This is a genomic window from Treponema vincentii (genome assembly GCF_010365865.1).
Taxonomy (GTDB): Bacteria; Spirochaetota; Spirochaetia; order Treponematales; family Treponemataceae; genus Treponema.
On record NZ_CP048020.1, the window covers coordinates 2,912,135 to 2,935,238 of the forward strand.

The following is a 23,104-nucleotide window of genomic DNA, read 5'->3' on the forward strand; positions in this document are numbered from 1 at the left end:
TTATAGCACAGAGGGGGCAATGATGTACACTTTTTAAGGTGAGCATGGCCATAGGTTGTTCTATTTTTCCTATTTCAGCCTACCGGTAGCTTGTGCAAGTGCACTCGCCGTTAAACCGTAGTCGGAAGTATACAATAGTTTTGCAGCCTCGGCATGAGCAAGGCTCGCGGTATACGCAGCCTCCAGAGATGGATATCCTTGAGCCGCTAATGCGGTAATCATCCCGCTCAAGACATCACCAGCCCCCGCTTTGGCGAGCGCATTGGTTCCAAGCGGGTTCACAAATACTTGGTTTCCGCAGCCAATCAGCGGATAAGCGCCTTTCAATACTATGACTGCCTGAGGAAAAGCGCCGCAAAACAGCCGCAAATATTCAAACCGGTGCTCCTGTATTTCGGCGACACTTACCTGCGCAAGTCCGCTATTTGCAAGCAGACTTTGGAACTCCTTTGGATGCGGCGTTAAAATAGGTGCTTTGAAAAGCGACAGCAGTGTAGGCAGTTTGGTGTTATGCAGTATATCGGCGTCAAGAATGAGAGGCAGTTCCCGAACGTGCTCTTGTGAAAGGAAGCCGAGCGCCCGAGCCTGTGTATCGGAATTTCGCCCTAATCCGGAGCCGACCATTGCTGCCGAAAAGTTTTCGGGCAGCTGTAACGTATACATAAAATCGAATGGAGCGGCAGATACAGGCTCTCCGAACACGGTAACCAAACCGATTCCGAAGTGAAGAGCAGCTGAAGCAGCAAGCATACAAGCGCCGGTTTTTTCACCACAGAAAAAAAGGCCGTGTCCGTAGCTCATCTTGTGGGTATTTTGCACGCTGCGGTGAGGCAGCTTCATATCCTCTACCGACAAGAGAAAGGTGCCGGTCTCACCTTCGTAGCAGCGCCGCGGCAGGCCGAGATTACAAACATGAATAGCCCCGGTATAATCCTTCGCAGCGTCGGCATAGAGTGCTGTTTTGAGGGCACCCATCGTACAGGTTTCATCGGCGCGAAACGCAACAGGAGATGGCATACCGAATTCGTTTAAACCGCTCGGAATATCACAGGCAATTTTATAGCCCTGTACCGCATTCATCCGCTCAATCAAAGCGCTCATTTCGCTATCGAGGCTGCCGCGGATTCCCGTACCGAACACCGCATCAACAAGTACATCGCAATGCTCCTGTAACATGTCCGTTATCGGTATGCCAAGCAGACTAAGCCGATCTTGCTGTAATTTGCACAAGGGGGATTTCGGCTCTTTTACTAAGACAACGCGAACAAGACAAAAATCGGCGAGAATCCGTGCAAGAGCATACCCGTCACCGCCGTTATCACCCGAACCGCAGACAATCTGTACAAGCGGTAATTCTGCCTGTGGAAATTTTATGTGCGAAGACGGTAAATCCAAAGCATTGTTCTGCCTCGAACGTCCCTGTATATTTTGTGGGTACAATAAACGTGATGAAAGAAGATTTCGGATACGTTCAACCATGCCGCAGGCAGCATGCTCCATCAGTACACCGTTTTTTAGATTAAAGGCATCTTCCGCCCGCTTATCCAGCTCTCGTACCGAGTCAAATATCTTTTCCATCAAAAAAGCCTCTCAAAAAGACGTTAGGTTATTCATCACATGAGAACTGCGGAATTAAAGCGGCAGATGAGGATTGTATTTCTGAGTCGTTTCTAATCTTCTTTCTTTAAGACCACTTGTTCCAACATGATAAAGTTATAAATTTTTGTATAGACAGCGGTCATCCATTCCCGTATCGGCTTGTCGGAATGCTGTTCAATTTCCTTCCAATTTTGCAGTAAATCTCGATGGGGTTTATCATAGTCGGCAATACAATTCTTTATAGCATTTCCAAGCGTCATAATATTTTTAATAGCAACTTTAAGCAGTTTAAGAGCAGCTTCGTTAACGGTATCCAAGTGTTTTTGCACTTGACGACCGGCTTCTTTTTCCCGCTCCATTCGCGACAACAGCGTGCGGAATTTAACCCCCATTTCGGAAACCTCTGACAGTTTTTCGTCAAACTCCAAAAGCTTAGTCGAAATATGCATCAAATTGTGGTAGCTTTCGGAATATTCGGCAGAAAGCACCTGCTGTGTCCATTGCCCACGTACTAAAATTAAATCGGATAGAGCCCGGATATCACTTTTAAAGTACTCGACTAAAAACGATTTAAGGTAGTTCATTGCATCAGCATAGATATAACCTTCAAGTCCCCGTTTTTCAAATGCTGCATTGGAACGCGGATTATAGTTTTTAGTACCTGACGAAATCACATTTCCGAATACACGCTGCACGAGCATTGCTACCTGAGAATTCTTTTGCTCCATAACAATGTCTCTTAACGTATTATCAATCGACCGTTCTATTTGCTTAAGATAATCATCAGTTACCTTTTCGGTGAAGGGACTGATTTCGACCGTGTAGGCAGTATCTTTTGTAATATGCTGAATAATTTTTTCTAAGATATGGGAACGACGGACATCGTTTAAAAGGCTCAGATGCTTTTTCCACAGAGGAGCATTAACCGGCTGTACATTCTTGTATGCGGTAATAATTGCGAAAAGCTTCTCCCAATTTGCATCAAGCGAAAGTCCGTTTAGCACAACGATAAAATCTTTTAATTCATCTTTAAGGTACTCGCCATTAACAGTAGCAAAGTTTGGCGTATAAGAAAATTTGTCTTCCGGCAAAGCGGGATCGAATTTTTTTAAAAAGAAATAATAATCAAACAGCACAAAGTGGATAAATTCATTGAGCTGCCGATACTGTGTATCAATCTCGTCTATCTTCTTGCCGTCAAACTCACGCATAAAGGCATCAAATTCTTTCTGTACCTGAATACTCAATTCTTTTTGATTGGTCGTTTTTGCACGTTCCTTGATGGCTTCAGGCGTCAGTTTTTCCCGTATTTGATGCTGTCGTTTTGACAAATTTTGCTCTACGGTGATACTCTTGAGAACCTTTGACGAGGCGGCACTTGCAAGGAGAGCCCGTGCAGGATCGACAATTTTATACAGCTCAAAAAAGAACCGCGCCATCTGCGGTTGGAGTTCTTCCGAAGAAGGTTTATACCACTTACTGAATTTATTTTTTGAAATTTCCTTTGCCAACGCTTTTAAATGTCGTTTCTTTATCGCCTCTGCATCATCCCGTGGAAAAAAAAGCTGTAATATACGTGTAAGAAAAGATTCTTTTTTCTGTGCCATAGATATACCTATAATGAATAAAATCCGCAAATCTGTCAATCAAAAAAAATTTTTTATCCCTTTCAAACCCTGCAAATTTATGATAGTGTAGGAGAGGTTATCATCGATAATTACAGAAAGATAAAACTACGGCTCCCTTGCCTTGGAGTTTGATACTGTCGATATAACGGAGGTACAGCATGCGCTATAATGAAGAATTTAATTTTACCATTGATACACTCTGTCCCTGTAAAATACCTTCTCCTATTCACCTTTCAAACGTAATCGGCGACAGTATTGCAAATTACGTTACCAATGACGATTTTATTCGCTTCCGGTTGGAATCTAAGGTCGGAGAGCAGTACGGGACATTCAAACGCGAACAGCTTATCGAGAAAGCAGGTCCGCGGGAAAAAATATTCTTTAATCCGAGTCATGTCCATGCAGGCATTATCACATGTGGAGGATTATGCCCCGGCCTTAATGATGTGATCCGATCGGTCGTACGCTGTTTGTGGGGACGTTACGGCGTTAAGCGAATCAGCGGCATTCGCTTCGGATTTAAAGGCCTTTTACCGGACTACCATTTCGATGTTATGCCCTTAAACCCGACGGTTGTCGATGCATGTCATAAAACAGGAGGAACAATCCTCGGCACTTCACGAGGCGGAGGTACCCGCGTTGTCGAAATCGTAGACGGAATCGAGCGGCTCAATTTGAATATCCTTTTTGTCATCGGAGGCGATGGAACACAAAAAGGCGCTTTAGAAATTGCAAAGGAAATTGAACGACGCGACCTGTGTATCTCCGTTGTCGGCATCCCGAAAACCGTTGATAACGACCTGTCGTTTATTCAAAAGTCCTTCGGTTTCGACACGGCAGTTGTAAAAGCCTCTGAAGCAGTTGCTGCCGCCCGTATGGAAGCACAGTCCCAAATCAACGGTATCGGATTAGTCAAGCTGATGGGACGAGAATCGGGATTTATTGCGACGCACACGGCTATTGCAAGCCATGAGGTCGACTTTGTACTTATCCCCGAAATTCCTTTCGATATGCGAGGTGAAAACGGTTTTTTAAAGCATTTGGAAGACCGCTTAGCCCAAAGTCATTACACAGTTATTGTTGTTGCAGAAGGAGCCGGTCAAGACTTAATGCAAAGCAAAAATGAAACCGACGATTCAGGCAATAAGCGTCTTTCCGATATTGGCGTATTCTTAAAAGAGCAAATCGATGCTTATTTTAAGTCAAAATCCATTCATATCAACTTGAAGTATATCGATCCGAGCTATCAAATCCGGTCAGCGCCGGCAGCGCCGGTTGACTCTATTTACTGTGAACGGCTTGGGAATAATGCGGTACATGCCGCTATGGCGGGAAAGACAAAGTTGATTGTCGGTCTTATGTATAATAAGTTTGTTCATTTGCCGATCAATGTCGTCGTCCGTTCTCGCAACTATGTCGAACCGGACGGCTCGCTCTGGCGCGACACCCTCGATGCGACAGGTCAGCCGCCTCTAATGAAAAACAAGACTCACGATGACCACAATAAACATACATCTGCTCATTAGTCGAACAAGCATAAACGCGGTAGCGTAGTTAAATTTAAGGGAACCATCCAGAGACTGTTTTGCAATCCTCCTCAGCGGATATAATGCATCTTTACCCTTACAGAAAAGATCGATAGGATTTCAGTCTTTGGACTATCCATCGCTTTTATTTAGTGTATAGAGGAACGAACATCCTTCAATACAACATCGTGAGAACCGCCTTCGATAATACTGGAAGGAGAGACCAATGTTATTTTGGCATTCTGTTGCAGCTCAGGAATGGTGAGGACACCACAATTACACATCGTAGAACGTACCTTATAGAGTGTTGTTTTAACACCGTCATGCAATGAGCCCGCATAGGGAACATAGGAATCCACGCCCTCTTCAAATGCGAGTTTACTGTCTCCGCCGGAATCGTAACGCTGCCAGTTTCGTGCCCGCGATGAGCCTTCGCCCCAATATTCTTTCATATAACTGCCGTTTACCAGTATTTTATTTGTCGGACTTTCATCAAAACGAGCAAAGTAGCGCCCTAACATACAGAAATCGCTGCCCATTGCAAGCGCCATTGTAATATGATGATCATACACAATACCGCCGTCAGAACAGATAGGAATATAGACACCTGTTTTCTTAAAATAGTTATCGCGAGCTTTGGCAACCTCGATAAGTGCCGTCGCCTGCCCTCGGCCTATGCCCTTGGTTTCGCGGGTAATGCAGATGGAGCCTCCACCAATCCCCACTTTGACAAAATCGGCACCGGCCTCCGCCAAAAAAATAAATCCATCTTCGTCAACGACATTGCCGGCTCCGATGGGAATTTTATCTCCGTATTGTTTTTTTACAAAGTTAATAGTACGCTTTTGCCATTCCGAAAAGCCGTCGGAAGAGTCTATACATAAAACGTCAGCGCCTGCAGCCACCAACGCAGGAACACGCTGCTCATAATCACGAGTATTAAGCCCCGCCCCAACCAAATAACGCTTTTTTTCGTCGAGTAGCTCATTCGGGTGCTCTTTTTTGCTTTCATAGTCCTTACGGAACACAAAAGCCACAAGTTTTCCTTCTGAATCAAGGACGGGAAGGGAATTGAGCTTATACTCCCAAATAATATCATTTGCTTCTTTTAAGGTAACACCTTCACCGGCATAATGGATCTTTTCAATCGGCGTCATAAATTTCGCAACGATTAAATCCCGTGCCATCCTACTTGGGCGATAATCACGGCCGGTAATAACACCAAGCAACTTCCCATGTGCAGTACCGTCATCAGTAACAGCAACTGTCGTATGCCCCGTTTTCTCCTTTAAACGCAACACGTCTTCCAAAGTATTTTCAGGCTTTAAGTTTGAATCGCTTTCTACAAAGCCCGCTTTATAGTCCTTAACAGCAGCAACCATTGCAGCCTGTTTTTCTATACTCTGTGAACAGAAAATAAAGGATAACCCACCCTCTTTTGCAAGAGAAATTGCCATACCATCATTGGAAACCGACTGCATAATTGCCGAAACTAACGGAATATTGAGCGTATACAACGGTTTTTTCCCTGTAGAAAATCGGGTAAGCGGCGTGTGCAGATTGATATTCTGTGGATTATGCTCAATACCAGTATAGCGAGGAATTAACAGATATTCATTAAACGTATGCGACGGTTCTTCATAATAGTATGCCATAATTTCTCCTTACGGTTACATCATATTTTAGGAATCTTTTTTTATCAAGTATTAATTCGGCACCGATTATTCACAACTTACTCACCAACATAACAGATTATCCACAAGTTATTAGCAATATCATTCTATTATTTTCTCTTTTTTTTAACCGATATAAACAGACACCCTTTTACATTAAAAGGGCATAAACCTTTTACACATAAAACTTTATACAGCAAAAACAATATAAATGATATAATAAAGGGCAAGAAATGCAGATATATAGTTTACAAGATATCCACAACTTCTACACAAGTAATAATATTATCGAATATCAACCAAGCGAAACCTGTGCGTTATTATCAATCGCCAAAATAGTCTTACATTCGGAGCAGCGGAAGCGACCTGGACGAGGCGCCTTTAATTTCTTTGCACAGATAGGACACGAAAAAATTTTGGGGAAGAGATTAACCTGAGAAGTAATATTTGCTCCTTTATTTTTAAAGAATTCAATAGCTGTTTCTAAGGAATCATGGATAGTAAAGAAAGTTGCAAAACCGAGCAGTTGAAACACTTCATATACTTTCGGCTGAAGACTTAACAATACAATATCACCGCCCTTCCCTTTTACAGCCTTTAGGAAAGCAGTAAAAGAGCCTATCCCCGTAGAAGAAACATAATCCAAATGGGCACAGTTAAAAATAATCTGAATATATCCTGCATCAATAAGGGTTGTAACTCTTTTTTGAAAGAAGGTTGAATTATACGTATCGACATATCCTGACAGAATGATCACGATACATTTTTCAAGCCCTTCTACCTTTTGTAGTTGTATTTTAAGGCTTTTGTCTTTTTCGTTATCGAAACTCTGAATTATTTCTGCGTCATTCATATGCCAATCCTTTGTCAAATCCATCCTTGTTATGAAGTAAAAATTATATCTATATTCATATCCCTATTCAAGGGACTCAGCCCTAAAACGACGACCACCCTTTATCAACCGGTAGTATAACCCCATTATAAGCGCACTCTTTTAATAAAAAGAGCGCAGCATCCGTAATTGTAGTCGGATTAATCAATTCACCATCAGGATTTTTTTTCGCCCATATCGCCCGAGTATTCTCCGACAATAAACCGCTATCGGTAAAACCCGGGCAAACGGCATTTGCTGTAATACCATATTGAGCATATTCCATACTCACGGATTTTACAAGTGATATAAGGCCTGTTTTTGCCGCCCCATATACGGCATTTGTTCTAAAACCTCGTAAAACTTGAGTTTCCGTACCGCCAAACAGCAAAATACGCCCCCAAAGCCGTTCTTTCATACCAGCTAAAGCCGATGAAACCAGTATACCAGGCAGTGTAAGGTTTGCATATACTGTTGCACTCCATTCCTGAGCAGAAGTCATATCAAGCGGTTTTTGCAAAAACGGACCGTAAGCGACGCACAGAATATCGGCAGCATTGGCATATTTGCACAGCTCCCCCACATAGGAGGCTTTTTGCAAATCACAGATAAAACAGGCTACATTTCCTTGGCAGCAAAGACTTGCAACACGTTTTGAATTGCTCTGTCCCTGCATCACAACAGAAACAGATTCTTGTAAAAGCGATTGCGCTAAGCAGTATCCAATTCCACTTGTCCCGCCGACGACCAATGCGCTTTTACCTTGCAGCACATTATCCATAGCGTATTCCTTCCATACGGTTTATTAGGCAGTCCCCACGCTTACTTTTTTCATTATACTCCGAAGTACTTGACATAGCAAGCGTTCTCTACACAAAATAATTACCATGAGTACTTCAACCTCACAAGAACGGCTTCCGATTGCAGTTATTCTCTGCCGCCCTGAAATAAGCCGTAACATCGGCGCTGTTTGCAGATCAATGGCCAACAATAATTGTTCCGATTTACGTATTATAGGAAACAAAAAAGATTATGATGAAGAAGAGATCCTCCGGTTAGCCATCCATGCCGGAACAATATGGCAGCAAGCCCGTTTTTTTGAACCTTCAATTATGGGATTAAAAGCATCAATTGCCGATTGCTGCATTGTCGCCGGAACAACACGGCGCATAGGAGAAAAGCGCAAATCATGGGGCATGACACCGGAGGATTTCGCTTCGTTTTCTTTCAATACGGCAGAAGGACTTACCGGCCTTGTATTCGGCAATGAACGAACCGGGCTTACCGATGAGGAATTAAATGTTTGCTCGGTTGCCATCAATATCCCTTCAGCCCCCGATTTTCCATCGCTTAACCTTTCGCATGCCGTGCAAATCGTCTGCTATACGCTATTCCGCGCCTATAGTCCCCGAAAATACGGCTATGAGCGTATCCCTTATACGCGGGTTACCTCAACCTCAGAACATATCAACGACTGTTTATGTAAAATGGGTCTTTTTAAACATGCAGGGAAAGAAGATAACATTCGTTTTTTTCAGGAGATAATTGCAAGAGCGGGATTATCCGCCCGGGAAGCGCGGTATTTGGAAGAACTTTTTCAAAAGCTATGCTATGTTAAATGTCGAAATGCTGAGGGAACAGTACAGGAGATGCCTTTGCTGCAAACACCGCCCGTTCCAAACAATTAAAAAGTTCACGGACATTCCCCGGCCAATTATACTTACACAGCAGAGACAGAGCCTCCCGTGATAAGTGTTTTCTCGTTTGTTTTAAATAATTATATGCCAGCACTCCGATATCTTCTTTATGCTGACGCAGCGGGGGAACGATAAGATGGGCAACATCAAGACGATAAAAAAGATCTAATCGGAAGAGTCCCTGATCTACCATTTCTTGCAGATCACAATTTGTCGCACAAATCAATCTAAAATCAGAAGAGTACTTTTGAGTACCTCCCAGTTTATAATATTCGTGTGTTTCAAGAACCCGTAAGAGTTTTGCTTGCAAATTCAGTGTAAGATTTTCTATTTCATCAAAAAATAATGTTCCTTGATCTGCCTCTGAAAAGAGACCTTCCTTATCGATTGCTCCGGTATAAGCTCCTTTACACGAACCAAACAATAAACTCTCTGCGAGATCTTCCGCAATGCAAGTAGTATTTACCGGTAAATATCTACCGGGACGATTTTTAGAATAGTAATGAATGAGCGAAGCAACGACTTCTTTACCTGAACCGCTTTCTCCGTACAGCAATACATGAGAATTTTGCTGTGCTGTCTGTAAAATAAAGTTCCGTATCATTTGAATTTCGATACTCTGCCCCTGCAATTTCGTATAGAGCGGAGCCGTTACCGGATCTATATCGTACATATCGATTATTCGGATAATTTTTCCTTCAAGCGTATTTTGAATAGTATTGTGTAATATATTGAATTCATAAGGAATAGAAAAACATCCTAATATCATATTTGTTGCAAAAGCGGCCTTTTCTACAAAATTACAATGCTGATGTGATAATAAAAAGATAGGTAAAATGGGATATTGCCCGTAAATTTCTTTGAGTATATTCGGCGGATACTCGCCCCCTGCTTCAAAATCAAATAACAGAAAATCGTAGGCTTTTTCTTCTAAGCAAGGTAGGACAGCCCGATTGTCCAATATATAGTCTATAGACCAAACTTTTTTAGACACACAAGCGAGTTTTTCGGCATCTGTCGAAAATGCTGCAACAAACAAAACACTTAGCACAGCCACACCTACAACAGAAAACCGGAAGAGGCAGGAATCGAACCTGCCGTTGCGAATTATGCAACCAACGGTTTTGAAGACCGCGAAGACCACCAGATCCCATCAGCTTCCATTAATAAGAGAAATTATGATTTAGTATAAAGTGAAAGTTTCTTTTAAGCAACCCTACTGCTTTTAATTTTAACGCTATCAAGAGGAAAATTTTCCGGTTTTTTATCTTTTTAGGATTATTATGCTTTACTTATTTGATCTCTAGTGTTCCGTCTTAAACATGACAAATATTTCACTCCCCGCAAAGGGATATTAGAATCGCCGCATGAATAAACTTGAGTGATGAACGGCCAAATATAATCAAATTTAAGCATACAAAGATTGTTTATATATTGCCGATACTATGTTAAAATAGTACCAATGAGCAAGATAACATACCTATCCGTACAGGATGTAATGAAGCAATGTTTGGATTATTTCGATATTGTGTATTGAAAAACCGCCCCGGAAATGATCACCTAAGATTCATTACCAAAAGTCGGCGTATTAGAGTTCTTTTATCCGGCCGCTTCTTTCACACCCGCCAGATACCGGAGCATTTTATCTACTAGGATAAAGGCTTGCGGCGTCAGTGTTTCGAGCCTGTCCTGCGGCGTGTGCATCCGCTGCCATGTCTGCGGAATGACGGCGGCAAGCGGCGAATCAGGCGGAACATGTGCATTGGTGATAATACACCGTTGAAGCGCTTGAGCGGCGCTTTCGTTGGCGGATATTTCCATACCGGCCGACTTATTACATCCGGCGCAATGCACATTACCCGATGGGGGCGTTCCAGCCGAGTGCGGCATATACCGCATCAGCAGCTCCGCTTCCGTCCTCGGCAATACGGTGATAACCTGTGCGGTTAATCCGGCGGAAATGAGCCCCGCGTTGTCGCTGTAGGCAGTCGGCAGCGAAAGCCAGCGCCCCCTGCACGCGGCGTCGGCATAGATGCGGCAGCGCCGATGCAGAGCGGAAAGCGCCGCCGTTTTCTGCTTTTCTCTGCCGTATATCCCCGACTCTGAAAGGATGAGCGTATCCCCGCTGCCGCACATATCAAACACAAAGATGTCATCCTGCTGCATTGAAAGCGCACGTAGGCCTTGCCCCAAACGGTACGCCCCTTGGTTTTTAATGCCATCCGTACCCGCTTCCTCACCGTCGGTAAAGATGATGCGGATGTTATGCGCATCCCGTTTCTGCAACAGCGTTTGAGCAAACAGCAGCAGCTGTATGCAGGCGGCGGAATTATCGTTTGCGCCCTGTGTACCGGCGGCGCGGTCATAGTGCGCTATCAGCGTTTTCATCTTAAAGCGGGGATTGTACGCGGATTGCCGGTAGGTAATAACAATATGAGTTTTATCTTGAAGAGTAACGGTACGGTAGGGAATTCCTTGCGTCGCCAACCGTTCCGTTATAAAGGTGCGCCGGTCTGCCGCCGGTTTTAAAAAAGCGCTGAAAAGAGGCGAAGCGATAATCGCTTGAGCTTGTTCAAGAGTCACGGCGGCAGAGGAATCGGGTTATAGAGCGGCTAAGGCTTTTTCAAGCTCGCTGACTAAGTGCGCAAAGTGCTTACAGGCTGCCTCAACCGGTTCGGGAGAAGCCATATCGACACCGGCAATCCGCAGCGACTCGATGGGATAGCGGGAACCGCCGGAGGTTAAAAACTTAAAGTAATCCTCCCGCTCCGTTTTTCCGCCCGAACATACCCGTTCTGCAAGGGCAAGCGATGCGGAAATACCGGTTGCGTATTTGTACACATAGAACGAATTGTAAAAATGCGGGATACGCAAGCCTTCAAGATCGCTGCATTCCTCAAAGTGCATCGCGGGATCGAAGTAAGCGGTCAGCAGTTTGCGGTACTCGCTGCGAAGGTTCTCGATGGTAAGCGGCGTTCCCTCTTCAACAAGCTTATGCGTGATATGTTCGTATTCGGCAAACATCGTCTGGCGGTAAAGCGTCGCGAGGATATCGCTTACACGAATACTCAGAAGGTATGCGCGCATTTTGGGGTCGCTCGTGTTTTTCAGCATAGAGCGGAACAGCAGCTCCTCGTTAAAGGTTGAGGCAACCTCTGCTTCAAAAATCGTGTAGTTGTAGCTTAAAAACGGATTGTTCCGCACTGAATACCACGAATGCATGGAATGCCCGCCTTCATGCACAAGGGTGAACACATCCCGAATAACATCCTCTTTGTAGTTAACCATGATATACGGATCGCCTTCAAAGCAGCCCCACGAAAAAGCGCCCGAACGCTTGCCTTTGTTTTCGTACCGGTCAACCCAGCCGCCGAGTAACCCGTTCCGCAGCGTGGTGACATATTCATCGCCGAGCGGCTGTAACGCTTCGGTAATCATATCAACGGCTTCGTTGTACGGAGTGTGGCGCCGCACTTCGCCCACCAACGGAACATACACATCGTAGTGCCGCAGTTCATCAAGTTTGAGCGATTTTTGCATAAGCGCATAAAAATGATGCAGCGGCTCCAAGTTTTTCCGGATTGTGCTGATAAGGTTGTCGTATACTTCCGTCGGAACCTTATCGGGATAGAGTGCCTGTTCACGGGCGGAACCGTATCCGCGGATACGGGCAAGCGCGATATTTTGCTGCACTTGACCGGTGTACAAAGATGCTATCGTATTTTTGTACGTGTCGAATGTGCCGTAAAATTGCATATATGCTTGCTTACGGATATTCCGGTCGGGATTGATTAAGAACTGTGAATATGAAGATTGCGTAAGTTCTTTCGCTCCGTCGGGAGTTTCAATCGAACCGAAATGGAAGTCTACATTCGTAAGCGTCGAGAAGCTGCGGCGTTCGACATCCTGCGATTCGGCTAAAAGCGAAAGGAGTTTTTCTTCTTTCTCGCTCAATGTATGAGCCTTTAATCTGATCAGTTTTTCGATAAAGACTTTGTACGGAGCAAAAGCAGCTCCGGTCTTTCCGGCAGGATCGATCCAACCGCGGATAGTCTGTTCGGGAATATCCAGTAAAGCGGGGATAAACCAGCTTGTTTCGGAAGAAAGTTCCGTGTCGGCCATCATCGCGAGAGAAACCCGTTCGATGTTTTTAGGATCGCTTTCATCTACCGACTTCATCAAAAAGGCATAATGGCTTGTCTTTTCCGAAATAAGGGACGCCGCTTCCACAGCCTGTAAACAGCCGAGCACCGTTTCGGCAGTCAGTTTTTCAGGTGCGGCAAAGGCGGTTTTGTAGGTTAATACGCGGTCTTTTGCGGCGGTAATGTCTTTCAGTGAGGCATTCCAGTCTGCATCATTTGTAAAAAGTTTGCTTAAATCCCATTGGTCGCTTTTTGCGACCTCCGAGCGGAGGGGTACCGTTGAGTTTTTCATACGTTCACTATACAATATGGCCGATGAATGAGCAACTGTCGGCCTATAAAATTAAACAAGGGCGGCGAATCTACGACATTTACAATATCTTCAATTCTTTTTCTTTTGCGCTTGTTACCGGCAATACGGTTACTCTTTATGCGCTCTTTTTAAAAGCTAACACAACGGTAGTCGGTTTACTGACTGCGTTTATGTATCTTTCGTTTTTTGCCATTCCGCTTGGTAAATTGATGGTGATGCGTTTCAGCATTATGCAGACATTCGGCAGTACATGGCTTTTGCGTACCGCCTCGCTGCTGCCGCTGCTTGCCATCCCGTTTCTTGTCTCTGCAGGACACGATCAGTATGCGCTCTATTGCCTATTGCTTGCGGTAGGGCTGTTCAATTTTTTCCGCGGCGTCGGGATGATTGCTAATAATCCCGTTATCAGAATCCTTGCGCCCGGGAAAGACCGCAGCTCGTATATCGTGCGTCTTTCCTTAATCAACAATCTTGCAGCATTACTCGCCACTGTTTTGCTGGCATGGCTTTTACGGAGGGATCCTTCGGTACAAAGCTATAACCTTGCCAGCATGATCGGCATACTGCTCGGCTTTATCGCCTCTATCCTGCTGTTTAGAATACCGGAACCTCAGTCCGCAAAACCGAACCGTCAAAAGCGGAAAGACAATACTACCCCGCGCCAAGGCTCCACTTTTTTGAGGCACATTCGTGATGCCTTTAAAGATGCAAACTTTAGACGGTTCGTATTGGCGTTCTTTATTATCAGTCTCGGTATTGCGATGATCCGTCCGTTTATCATCGTGTATGCAAAAGAAGTTTACAGTAGACGCGACAGCGCTGCGACCATCTTATCCGTGTACTCACTTGTAGGCGCCCTCAGCGTCGGGCTTTTAATGCATCTGATTATCGACCGCATCGGCGCTAAACCGATCTTTATCATTTTCAGCGCAATCAGCGCCCTTTCGTTAATACCGGCTTTCTTTGCGCCGGGACTTGCAAGCGCCGGTATACTCAGTACCGTTTTTCTCATCTTATTTACGATGATCAGCAATGTCGGTTTTGTCGGGCAGGATAATTCGTCGCAAGCATATTTCTTCGCAATGGTGCCGGAAGAGGCGCTGATGGATTTAAGTATGCTCTATTACTTTATCCTTGCGATTACCGGCGGAGCAGGTTCCATCCTCGGCGGAACGATACTCGACCTTTTGCGTGTGCAAGGGTTTTCCTACCTGCAATCGTATCAAATATTTTTCTTGATAGTTATCGCCATTATCGCAATCGGTATCGTATTTCAGCGCAAACTCTTGAACCTCGGCAGTTACCGCGTGTTTGAAACGCTTGCCGTGCTCTTTTCTCCCCGCGATATGAAGGCACTTAACCTTCTGCACAAATTAGACCGAAGCGAGACTATCGAAACCGAGGAGAAAATCCTCAACGAACTCGGCGAAATTGCTTCATCGGTATCCTGCGATCAGCTGCTGCACTACCTTGAATCTCCGCGGTTTACAATTCGGATGAACGCATTACGGGCGCTCTATTCGATGAATACCATCAATGCGAAGGTACGCGATGTAGTGTTGAAAGAGCTTGAACAGGGGGCGTTTACCACAGCGCCGCTCGCCGCGCGGATACTCGCCAAATTCAATGTGCAGCAGGCGGTTACCCCGTTACGGACAGCGCTCGACAGCGACGACTACTATCTTGCCGGAGAAGCGATGGTCGCCCTTGCCCGGCTGAACGACAGCTACAGCCAGCCTAAAATCGGCACCATACTATCCCAAGCGGAAAACCCCGCGCTGATACTGAAAGGAATACGTGCGCTGGAGCTTTTTAATGCAGATAATTCCCCTATGTTTATTCTGGATATTCTCCGCAGGGACACCGTTCCGCCCTATATCGAAAACGAAGCGCTGCTTGCACTGGCATCATTAATGGGTATCCAAAACGACTTTTATTATATGTTTGAAAAATACCGGAACGAAAAACAATCGCCGTCCATTTTGTTTATCGATATACTCGATGAAATTTTTGAAACGAAAAAAACGAGCGATCCCGTGCTGAAAAAGACTGTCATCGATTTTATCCAAGACTACCAATACGACGAAGCCTTTGTACACTGGCTCATCGGATTCGGTAAAAACAAATTGGGCATACGGTCGGCTCTGCTCGTGGCCGTCGCCCTTGATATCGGCTTAATTCATCGGGAAGCGTTCCGCTTCTTTTTGTCGTTTTGGGCTATCTCCTTATTCAAAAAACCGGAACTTGCGGAACGGTAGGAGAAAACAATTATGACATTCAAAGAAAGAATGAGCGAAATTACGCAGAGTATACGGGCAGCAGCTGTCAGTTCTCCGTCCGTATTCTTTTTTGTATTAGCAGCGGGTATATCGCAGCTCTTTTATAAATATATTCCGAATGCGATACACTTGAATTTTCTGTTTTCGTTTTCGGTCGTTTTGCTATGCAATGACAAGATAAAAGCAGCGACAGCCCGTACAAAACTGACGATCTTCTGCGGTCAAATTGCTGTCCTCACCGCAATGTATCTTACCGGTCTTTTAACCCTCAATAAAAACATTGATTTGGTGTATCTATCGTTAATATACCTATATTGTATCTGTGCTTTTATCTTCTTTTTCCCTGCGGAAGACTTTCTGAAAGAATTTAAATTGCGATTTATTCATTTTCTTGTTTCGTTGCTGTTTTTTGGAGCTATCTACTGCATACTGTTTATCACCATCTTTTTGATTAATGCTATTTTTGATCTTGATATCGTCTTTACCGAAAGTATTATTTTCCGCATCACTAATGCAACAGCCACAATCATCGCCCTTACTGTGTTTGCCGTATACCGGTCAAAGCCACTCATACACTCAAAGTTTTTTACCCTAATGTTTCAAAAACTGCTACCGGTTTTGCTCGTGCCGCTCAGTATTCTCGGTCTTATATATCTGATAAAGTATGCGCGTTTCCCGTATTCTACCGAGGGAATACCTTTCCCATTATACTATCTTGTACTCGGCAGTATCGTGATCTGTCTTTTGATGATTCAGCATTTTAAAGACCGGCAAGGTATTGTGCGGCTGATGCTCGGTCTCCTTGGTATCGCATCACTTTTGTTTATTGTCGCTTTGCTGCGCGATCGAGCAATCAATGCTTGGAAGTATGGAGGAATCGGCTTTAGCGTATCCGATAAACCGCCGCTGCACGAAATCGAAATCAACAGCCTTTTAGCGGTGTATTTTTTTTATGCAACATTAAGCGGGAAAAATATAACATCACAGCTCCGCACCGTAACGGCGCTTATCACGATTATCCTCTTTTTGCCGGTAGTAGGCTTTTACAATTTTGCTTATTTTGGACAAAAAGATATCATAAAAATCCACAGCGCTTTAGAGGAATTTATACTGGAACGAAACCGTCAGACTACTAATGATAGTGATAACACACCGCGTTTTGAATATTTTTCTCAACATTATCCTTTAGAAAATGAACCGCCGGAAAATGTTGATCGAATTATCGATACCGGCGAATACGATGCAGTTCTTGTAAAAGTTCAACTGAAGTTAGATACGATCCCCGCTTCTTCTATTCCTCGTCATGCGCAATGCCGGTATAAACAATTCTTATTTTCGATCGAACCGGACGGAAAATCGGTAAAAATAAGCGATGAATCTGACGGACAGATCGTAATGCTTGATTTTTATACACGGATAAAAACCAACAGCACAAAAGCCGAAAAGGTATCGGACAAGACACCTTTCATCTACGAAGATCAAAAGATGAAGATTATCGTTCGCCATGCTTTCTATTCCGAAAACCGATCCGCGCGCATTACCTTCGATGCTTATATCAAAAAGACACCGGCCATGCCGCAACGGTAAATAACAACTCAATCAGATACGGCAATCCGTATGTTTGTAATTATTCTAAAGTACATAAAAAAAATGCCGATTATTGGAATAGTGGAGGGATCGGTATGGTATCGAATTATGTACCGTTGTCATCATTGTCTTATGCGGCAATGACGAGTATTTCGGCCGGAGGGCGTGCATATCTTCCGGTCGATACAAAACAAGTTGTTTATTCTCATTTTCAATATGTTTCCGGGGTACCGCGCACGAAGGATCAAAACGGTGTCAGTATCGGGAAGCTGAAGATTTTAAATACGCTCATCGATCAGCTGGTTAGAATGCGCGAGAATGAACGGGAAAACAAGCTGTTAACGGCTAATCCCGATGAAAAAACGCTGGATGCGATGATTGAATATGTCAACACTAAAATCCATACGGAAATAACGCTTTCAAAGAACACCGGATATACTTCCGCATTGCCGGAATCGGCTTATTTATTGGATCTGACAGCTTAGATACAGAGACGTTTTCTCACAAATAGCGTTAAACGTCTCATCTGTATGTTTTATCTTTTCTAAAGAACTTGCGATTTTTTTCATAAAAGAGTAACATAGCGGACATGGACGTCATCGCGCGGTATCCTGAATTTTCTCCGCTATCCCTTGAAGCTGTACAAGCAATTAAAAACGATTTACGGTTGCTAAAGGACGGTATTTCGGAGTTAACCTTCGGAAGTTTGTATTTTTTTAGGAATTTTTATAAATATAAGATAAGCAGATTTAATGAGCATACCCTGCTCTTTTTGGGGGAAGAGAAGCAAAAACAGTTTTTTTTCACAATTGGGGCACCTCTTCCTATTTCTACGATTAAAGAACTGTACAACGATTGTGCTTACTGGAAATTAATCTCGGAATCCTATTTAAGTAACAATGAGTCGCTTTTCCAAAATTTTAAAGCCTCCCCTGCAGAAGACAGGGACAATTTCGATTACCTGTACACCCGCCTCTCGTTGAGTACGCTTTCCGGCAAGCAATTACATAAAAAAAAGAACCACATAAACGGATTTTTACACAACTATCCGGACTTTACTTTAAAAAAATTGGATTCCGATACAAAAAAAGACGCATATAAAATCTTAGATATCTGGGCAACGGAACAAACCGATCTCCAAGATACCGATTACGAGGCTGCACAACAGGCTTTAGCATTACCGTCGATAGAGGATTTTCTTAGTCTTATCCTCTATGTACAAGGTGTGCCGGTGGCATGGTGTTTAGCTGAATTAGCCGGTCAAGGGTCTATCGCCGTTGTCCATTTTGAAAAAGCACGAACCGATTTTCGAGGCAGCTATCAATACATCAACTATGCCTTTGCACAATCGCTTTCCGAACAAGTCGTGTACATCAACCGCGAGCAAGATTTGGGAGACGAGGGGCTGCGCCATGCAAAAATGAGCTACAAGCCGGAAGGTTTTGTTAAAAAATACCGGCTTGATAAAGGAGCGCTTTGAAACTATGAAGTTAGTCAGCACTCGAAACAGCAACATCACTGTTTCTTTTAAACATGCAATCTTTGATTGTATGCCTGCCGACGGCGGTTTATATGTTCCGTACTCCGAACACGATTTACGATCGTGGATATTACACATGAATGAGCAAACGACCTTTTCGACCATAGCGGGTTCGTTAACAGCCGCATTGCTCAAAGAAGAGATTAGTCCGGTTATCTCCGAGCGGATTGCGGCGGCGGCGTTTCAGGGATACAGCCCACGGCTCCGTCAGCTTGATGACCGCCTGTTTTTGCTGGAGCTGTTCCACGGCCCGACCGGCAATCATCGGGACTTCGGCTTTCTATGGCTCGCCTCTGCATTGGAACATCTGCTGACAATAGATGAAAAAAACGCCATCGTAATTGCCTCCAGTACCGGAGCAGGCGGTAGGAGCATGGCGGCGGCATTTGGAAACAAAAAGCATCTTAAATTGATTATCCTATACCCAAAGGGCTATGCAAGGGGACTAAAACCCGAGCATTTATTCCAAAACGGCGGATCCGTTTATCCCGTAGAGGTTGAAGGTGACACTGCCGCAGTCGAAAACCTTATCCGCTCTATTTACCAAGAGCGGCAGCTCATAGAAGAGTATAACTTAACACTGGCAAATACCGTCAACATCGGGCGTATTCTGCCGCAGGTGTTTTTCTATATGTTTGCGTTTACCCGTATAAAGGCACGGACTGCGGGGGAAATATTCTATGCGGTTCCGTCAGGCAACTACGGTAATCTTGCAGCCGGCTTATATGCGTGGAAATTTTGTTTACCGGTAAAAGGTTTTATTACCGATGCGACGGAAGCGCTGAATTGCGACGAAACCGGAAGCTGCCGCTGTGTTGCTTCTTCAATCCCGCTTGCGGAACGCGGCCCTGCCGACCCTGCTGTTCCTTCCAGTATCGAACGACTTGAACAAGTTTTTACGCTCAGCCCCGCTATTATGAAATCGATTATTTTCCCGGCGCCGGTTTCGGATGCAGAAGCACAAACGCTTATCAGCGATTCCTATCGGCGCTATGGCATCATGTTCGATACGGCAACCGCCCATGCATACTCAGCGGCACAAAACCGAAACATATTCCGGCAGCGAAGCGGGGAATCTCTCGTGTTGGTCTCGAAAGATCATCCCGCCTTTGAAAGTGAAATTCTTACCCGGATATGCGGCGAATCCCCGATAATACCCGAATATCTGCACGGTATTGATACGCCTATTCCGAATGTGCCGCTCATTAAAGGAACAAAAGAAGAGCTCATCAAAATTCTCAATACTATAAGTGAGGTGCAATAATGCCATACAAATTAGACGGTGCAAAATTCCCTACGTTGGAAGACTTAGTCGAAGCGCTCTATCCGCTCTATGCCGACAAAATGAGCGAAGAAGAATTTAAGAAATATGCGGAAGAAAACGCCGAAAAGAGTTAAGACAGAGTTGTTGTAATCGGTCATTTTTTAGAAATGTTTGGAGATTATAATGAATTACTATCACGATTCCCCCAAGAGAAGCGCCGCATGGTTCATCTTATGCTGCATTACGGCGTTTATTCCGGCTTTCCTCTTTGCAGCGCAAAAGCCTGCAACCGAATCGGCACAGGGAACTCTTTCCGGCGATTACGTTATTTACCGCGATTATTCTTGGAAAGCCCCTACATGGATAGGTTTTTTGTACTATAATGATGAAACCTACGGCGCTTTTATTCGTACCGACGATCCCGAAAATCCCCGTACCGTATCTATCTTGTTTAGCGGAAAAATCGAAAAGGGGAAATTATCGTTAACCGGTCAACAGATTATTTCTTCCATTACGCCTGATGATACGTTGAGTGTTAATTATTTGATGGAACTTTTGCCTAAACTCTATGAACTTAAAACCTTTCCCCGCGCCGGGAAAGCGCCGTTCGGCACGGCAACGGTACGTAAACAAATGGAAGAATTCGGCGGCGCAGTTACACTGGACTTTCAGTCTTTTGTTCCGCTCTTTCATCTTAAAACAATAACCGGCGCAAAAAAAGAACCGGTTTTGGAATTAACCGAAATCGGCTCTATTAACGGCAACGGAGAATCCGTGTTTTATGGTTACAGCCCTGCAGAGCCTAAACAGGGAACAAATACATTTACCCTTAATAAAAGGGCGAAAAAAGAAACGGTAACCGTTTCGGGCATATCGCTCCATTTAGATAGCCAGTGGAAAAAAATCGCTGACAATTCATTCCTGTGCGGAAATACGGCGTTTTTAACCGTCAGCATGGTCAATCTACCTGCAGACAAAACTGGAAATACATTATCGGTACCGGAACAGCTGCTTCGGTTGTTAAGCTCATCAAGCCCCTTTGCAAAAGCGTTGCTGCCATATACGACTATCCAAGGAACGCAGACGGCCTTCACCCTTACACAGTCTATATACGATGTCGAATCGAAACAAGTTTCAAAAGATATAAAGCGGTGTATTAAAAATAAAGACGGCAGCTTTATGATTATCAGCCTAACGGTGAATAGCCATGCTTATAGCGCCGAACAAGCCTATTTTAATGGACTTTTTTAGTTTTTGTGCTATACTGCAACAGAGATGATAGGTCATTTACTTTTTGATATTGATAATACGCTCTATTCTGCATCGAACCTGATGGAACGGAGAATCTCCGAGCGGATGTTTCAATTTATTGCCGATTTTCTGTCAGTACCGCTGGAAGAGGCCATAAAACTGCAACATACACGGCGGCACAACTACGGCACTACGCTTGAATGGCTTGAGTGTGAATATCATTTCAACGATAGAGATACTTATTTTGAGGCCATACACCCCGCTTCGGAGATTTCCGAATTACAGCCTGATCCCAAATTACGGAGTTTTTTAATTTCGTTACAACTGCCGATGACGGTTTTGACCAATGCGCCGATGGCACACGCGGAGCGGGTTTTGGACTTCTTTAATATCAGGGACTTATTTCTCGGCGTTTTTGACATTTCTTATAACCAAGGCAAGGGAAAACCGCAGCCGGATGCCTTTATCAAACCGCTTACTGCGGTACATAAAACAGTTGCGGAAACATTATTTTTGGATGATTGCCCCGCTTACGTTCAAGGCTTTGTTCAAATCGGCGGGCAGAGCGTACTAATCGACGAAAAGGAACAATGTACGGATTTTACCAAGACGTCCGGCATTCCTTCGATTAAGTCGATTTACGAACTGCCACCTCTCTTGGAGCGACTTTCCGTATAGCGAGGCAGTAGCAACCGGTAAATTCCGGTAATAGGCTCTATAATATTTGTGATTATATAAAGTGCGCTCTAAAAATCCGGTTGGATTTTTAGAGGTTTCTACAATTTTTAGGAGGAAAAAATGGACGGTTTGGTACTAAAAAATATGCTTGAAGAGCTGCGACCGCTATTTGAACGGTATGCAAGTAAGGATAATATTATCACTGAAGAAAATGTACACAAACTGGAAAATCCTCATATCCGTTCAATCTTGGAATCTGCCGTACAGAAGCTCTTATTGGACGGCTCAAGACTATACCCCGAAGCACATATCATCGAATTTTTAAATGCAATCAAAGCCGGAAAGAAGGGAATTATCCTTTCCGAACACTACAGCAACCTCGATTTACCGATCTTCTTATATTTAATGGAACAAACAGGGGATGCGGGAAAAGAACTTGCCCATCGCTCTATCGCAATGGCAGGGATGAAGCTTACCGAAGAAGATCCGCTGATAGCAGCTCTTACCGAAGGGTATGAGCGCATTGTCATTTATCCGAGTAGAACGCTTGCCGGCATTACCGATCCCGTACAACTGGAAGAAGAGAAAAAACGGAGCCGCACTATCAATATTGCCTCAATGCGGACATTAGAAGAAGTGCGGAAAGAAGGAAAAGCCGTTATCGTATATCCGGCAGGCACCCGCTACCGCCCGGGAAAGCCCGAAACAAAACGGGGTGTCCGCGAAATCGACTCATACATCCGAACCTCCGATGTGATGATGTTGGTTTCTATTAATGGTAACTGTCTACGCATTTCGGATGATCCCGCCAATATGCTTGGCGATATTGTTTGCCAAGACAAGGTTGTCATAGAGGTCAGTCCCGTTATCAACTGTAATGAATTCCGTGAGCGCGCCAAGCAACGCTGCCATGAAGGAGACGACAAAAAACAGGCTGTCGTCGATCTTGTTATGGAAGAGCTTGAAATTATGCACAACCGAAACGCATAGTGTAGCCGAATTTCTCCTTACTTGACAGGAAACCGGAAAATCATTATCGTACAAGAAGATACTAAG

The 23,104-nt window shown here is 44.3% G+C and carries 19 protein-coding genes and 1 tRNA gene; 11 read left to right on the forward strand and 9 right to left on the reverse strand.

Annotated features, from left to right (window positions below):
* Positions 1-69: 69 nt before the first annotated feature.
* Both GWP43_RS13815 and GWP43_RS13820 read right to left on the reverse strand, forming a co-directional pair.
* Positions 70-1,578, reverse strand: coding sequence for an NAD(P)H-hydrate dehydratase (locus GWP43_RS13815; RefSeq protein WP_162664640.1), 1,509 nt, complete (start codon positions 1,576-1,578; stop codon positions 70-72).
* 92 nt (positions 1,579-1,670) lie between these two features.
* Positions 1,671-3,206 (reverse strand): DUF5312 family protein, encoded by a 1,536-nt coding sequence (locus GWP43_RS13820; RefSeq protein ID WP_162664641.1) that lies wholly within the window; start codon positions 3,204-3,206, stop codon positions 1,671-1,673.
* A gap of 179 nt (positions 3,207-3,385) precedes the next feature.
* Here GWP43_RS13820 and GWP43_RS13825 point away from each other — a divergent pair, with 179 nt between their 5' ends.
* On the forward strand, positions 3,386-4,753 hold the full coding sequence (locus tag GWP43_RS13825) for an ATP-dependent 6-phosphofructokinase (RefSeq protein ID WP_162664642.1): 1,368 nt from the start codon (positions 3,386-3,388) through the stop codon (positions 4,751-4,753).
* 149 nt (positions 4,754-4,902) lie between these two features.
* On the opposite strand, the gene GWP43_RS13830 is transcribed toward GWP43_RS13825, so the two are convergent.
* From GWP43_RS13830 to GWP43_RS13840, 3 genes are all read right to left on the reverse strand, one after another.
* A complete protein-coding gene (locus GWP43_RS13830; protein ID WP_162664643.1) occupies positions 4,903-6,408 on the reverse strand; it encodes an IMP dehydrogenase in 1,506 nt (501 codons plus the stop codon).
* Between the two features lie 313 nt (positions 6,409-6,721).
* Positions 6,722-7,279, reverse strand: a complete 558-nt coding sequence (locus GWP43_RS13835) for an STAS domain-containing protein (RefSeq protein WP_162664644.1) — start codon at positions 7,277-7,279, stop codon at positions 6,722-6,724.
* A gap of 82 nt (positions 7,280-7,361) precedes the next feature.
* Positions 7,362-8,078: an SDR family NAD(P)-dependent oxidoreductase gene (locus tag GWP43_RS13840; protein WP_162664645.1), complete on the reverse strand. Its 717-nt coding sequence runs from the start codon at positions 8,076-8,078 to the stop codon at positions 7,362-7,364.
* A 106-nt stretch (positions 8,079-8,184) separates the two neighbouring features.
* Between GWP43_RS13840 and GWP43_RS13845 the strand changes: the two genes are divergently transcribed.
* A complete protein-coding gene (locus GWP43_RS13845; RefSeq protein ID WP_162664646.1) occupies positions 8,185-8,985 on the forward strand; it encodes an RNA methyltransferase in 801 nt (266 codons plus the stop codon).
* Here GWP43_RS13845 and GWP43_RS13850 read toward each other — a convergent pair.
* The 4 genes from GWP43_RS13850 to pepF form a co-directional block, all read right to left on the reverse strand.
* Positions 8,912-10,051, reverse strand: a complete 1,140-nt coding sequence (locus GWP43_RS13850) for a sigma 54-interacting transcriptional regulator (RefSeq protein WP_230977741.1) — start codon at positions 10,049-10,051, stop codon at positions 8,912-8,914. The two genes, GWP43_RS13845 and GWP43_RS13850, sit on opposite strands and share 74 nt — an antisense overlap.
* A 16-nt stretch (positions 10,052-10,067) precedes the next feature.
* Positions 10,068-10,156, reverse strand: a tRNA-Sec gene (locus tag GWP43_RS13855).
* Between the two features lie 437 nt (positions 10,157-10,593).
* The gene (locus GWP43_RS13860) at positions 10,594-11,577 is read right to left on the reverse strand and encodes a M28 family peptidase (RefSeq protein ID WP_162664647.1); all 984 of its coding nucleotides are present in this window, start codon (positions 11,575-11,577) and stop codon (positions 10,594-10,596) included.
* A gap of 18 nt (positions 11,578-11,595) precedes the next feature.
* Positions 11,596-13,428: an oligoendopeptidase F gene (gene pepF, locus GWP43_RS13865; RefSeq protein WP_162664648.1), complete on the reverse strand. Its 1,833-nt coding sequence runs from the start codon at positions 13,426-13,428 to the stop codon at positions 11,596-11,598.
* A 23-nt stretch (positions 13,429-13,451) separates the two neighbouring features.
* Here pepF and GWP43_RS13870 point away from each other — a divergent pair, with 23 nt between their 5' ends.
* The 9 genes from GWP43_RS13870 (at position 13,452) to GWP43_RS13905 (ending at position 23,038) form a co-directional block, all read left to right on the forward strand.
* Positions 13,452-15,707 (forward strand): MFS transporter, encoded by a 2,256-nt coding sequence (locus GWP43_RS13870; protein WP_162664870.1) that lies wholly within the window; start codon positions 13,452-13,454, stop codon positions 15,705-15,707.
* Positions 15,708-15,719: 12 nt separating this feature from the next.
* On the forward strand, positions 15,720-17,315 hold the full coding sequence (locus GWP43_RS13875) for a hypothetical protein (RefSeq protein ID WP_162664649.1): 1,596 nt from the start codon (positions 15,720-15,722) through the stop codon (positions 17,313-17,315).
* A 95-nt stretch (positions 17,316-17,410) separates the two neighbouring features.
* Positions 17,411-17,800: a hypothetical protein gene (locus GWP43_RS13880; protein ID WP_162664650.1), complete on the forward strand. Its 390-nt coding sequence runs from the start codon at positions 17,411-17,413 to the stop codon at positions 17,798-17,800.
* 104 nt (positions 17,801-17,904) lie between these two features.
* The gene (locus GWP43_RS13885; protein ID WP_162664651.1) at positions 17,905-18,795 is read left to right on the forward strand and encodes a DUF2156 domain-containing protein; all 891 of its coding nucleotides are present in this window, start codon (positions 17,905-17,907) and stop codon (positions 18,793-18,795) included.
* A gap of 4 nt (positions 18,796-18,799) precedes the next feature.
* The gene (locus GWP43_RS13890) at positions 18,800-20,119 is read left to right on the forward strand and encodes a pyridoxal-phosphate dependent enzyme (RefSeq protein WP_162664652.1); all 1,320 of its coding nucleotides are present in this window, start codon (positions 18,800-18,802) and stop codon (positions 20,117-20,119) included.
* The gene (locus GWP43_RS15330; protein WP_256478592.1) at positions 20,119-20,253 is read left to right on the forward strand and encodes a hypothetical protein; all 135 of its coding nucleotides are present in this window, start codon (positions 20,119-20,121) and stop codon (positions 20,251-20,253) included. Before GWP43_RS13890 ends, GWP43_RS15330 begins: the two co-directional genes overlap by 1 nt.
* A gap of 49 nt (positions 20,254-20,302) precedes the next feature.
* The gene (locus GWP43_RS13895) at positions 20,303-21,370 is read left to right on the forward strand and encodes a DUF7954 domain-containing protein (RefSeq protein ID WP_162664653.1); all 1,068 of its coding nucleotides are present in this window, start codon (positions 20,303-20,305) and stop codon (positions 21,368-21,370) included.
* Between the two features lie 24 nt (positions 21,371-21,394).
* Positions 21,395-22,048: an HAD-IA family hydrolase gene (locus tag GWP43_RS13900; protein WP_162664654.1), complete on the forward strand. Its 654-nt coding sequence runs from the start codon at positions 21,395-21,397 to the stop codon at positions 22,046-22,048.
* A 120-nt stretch (positions 22,049-22,168) separates the two neighbouring features.
* Complete coding sequence (locus tag GWP43_RS13905) at positions 22,169-23,038, forward strand: 1-acyl-sn-glycerol-3-phosphate acyltransferase (protein WP_162664655.1); 870 nt, start codon at positions 22,169-22,171, stop codon at positions 23,036-23,038.
* The last annotated feature ends 66 nt before the right edge of the window (positions 23,039-23,104 follow it).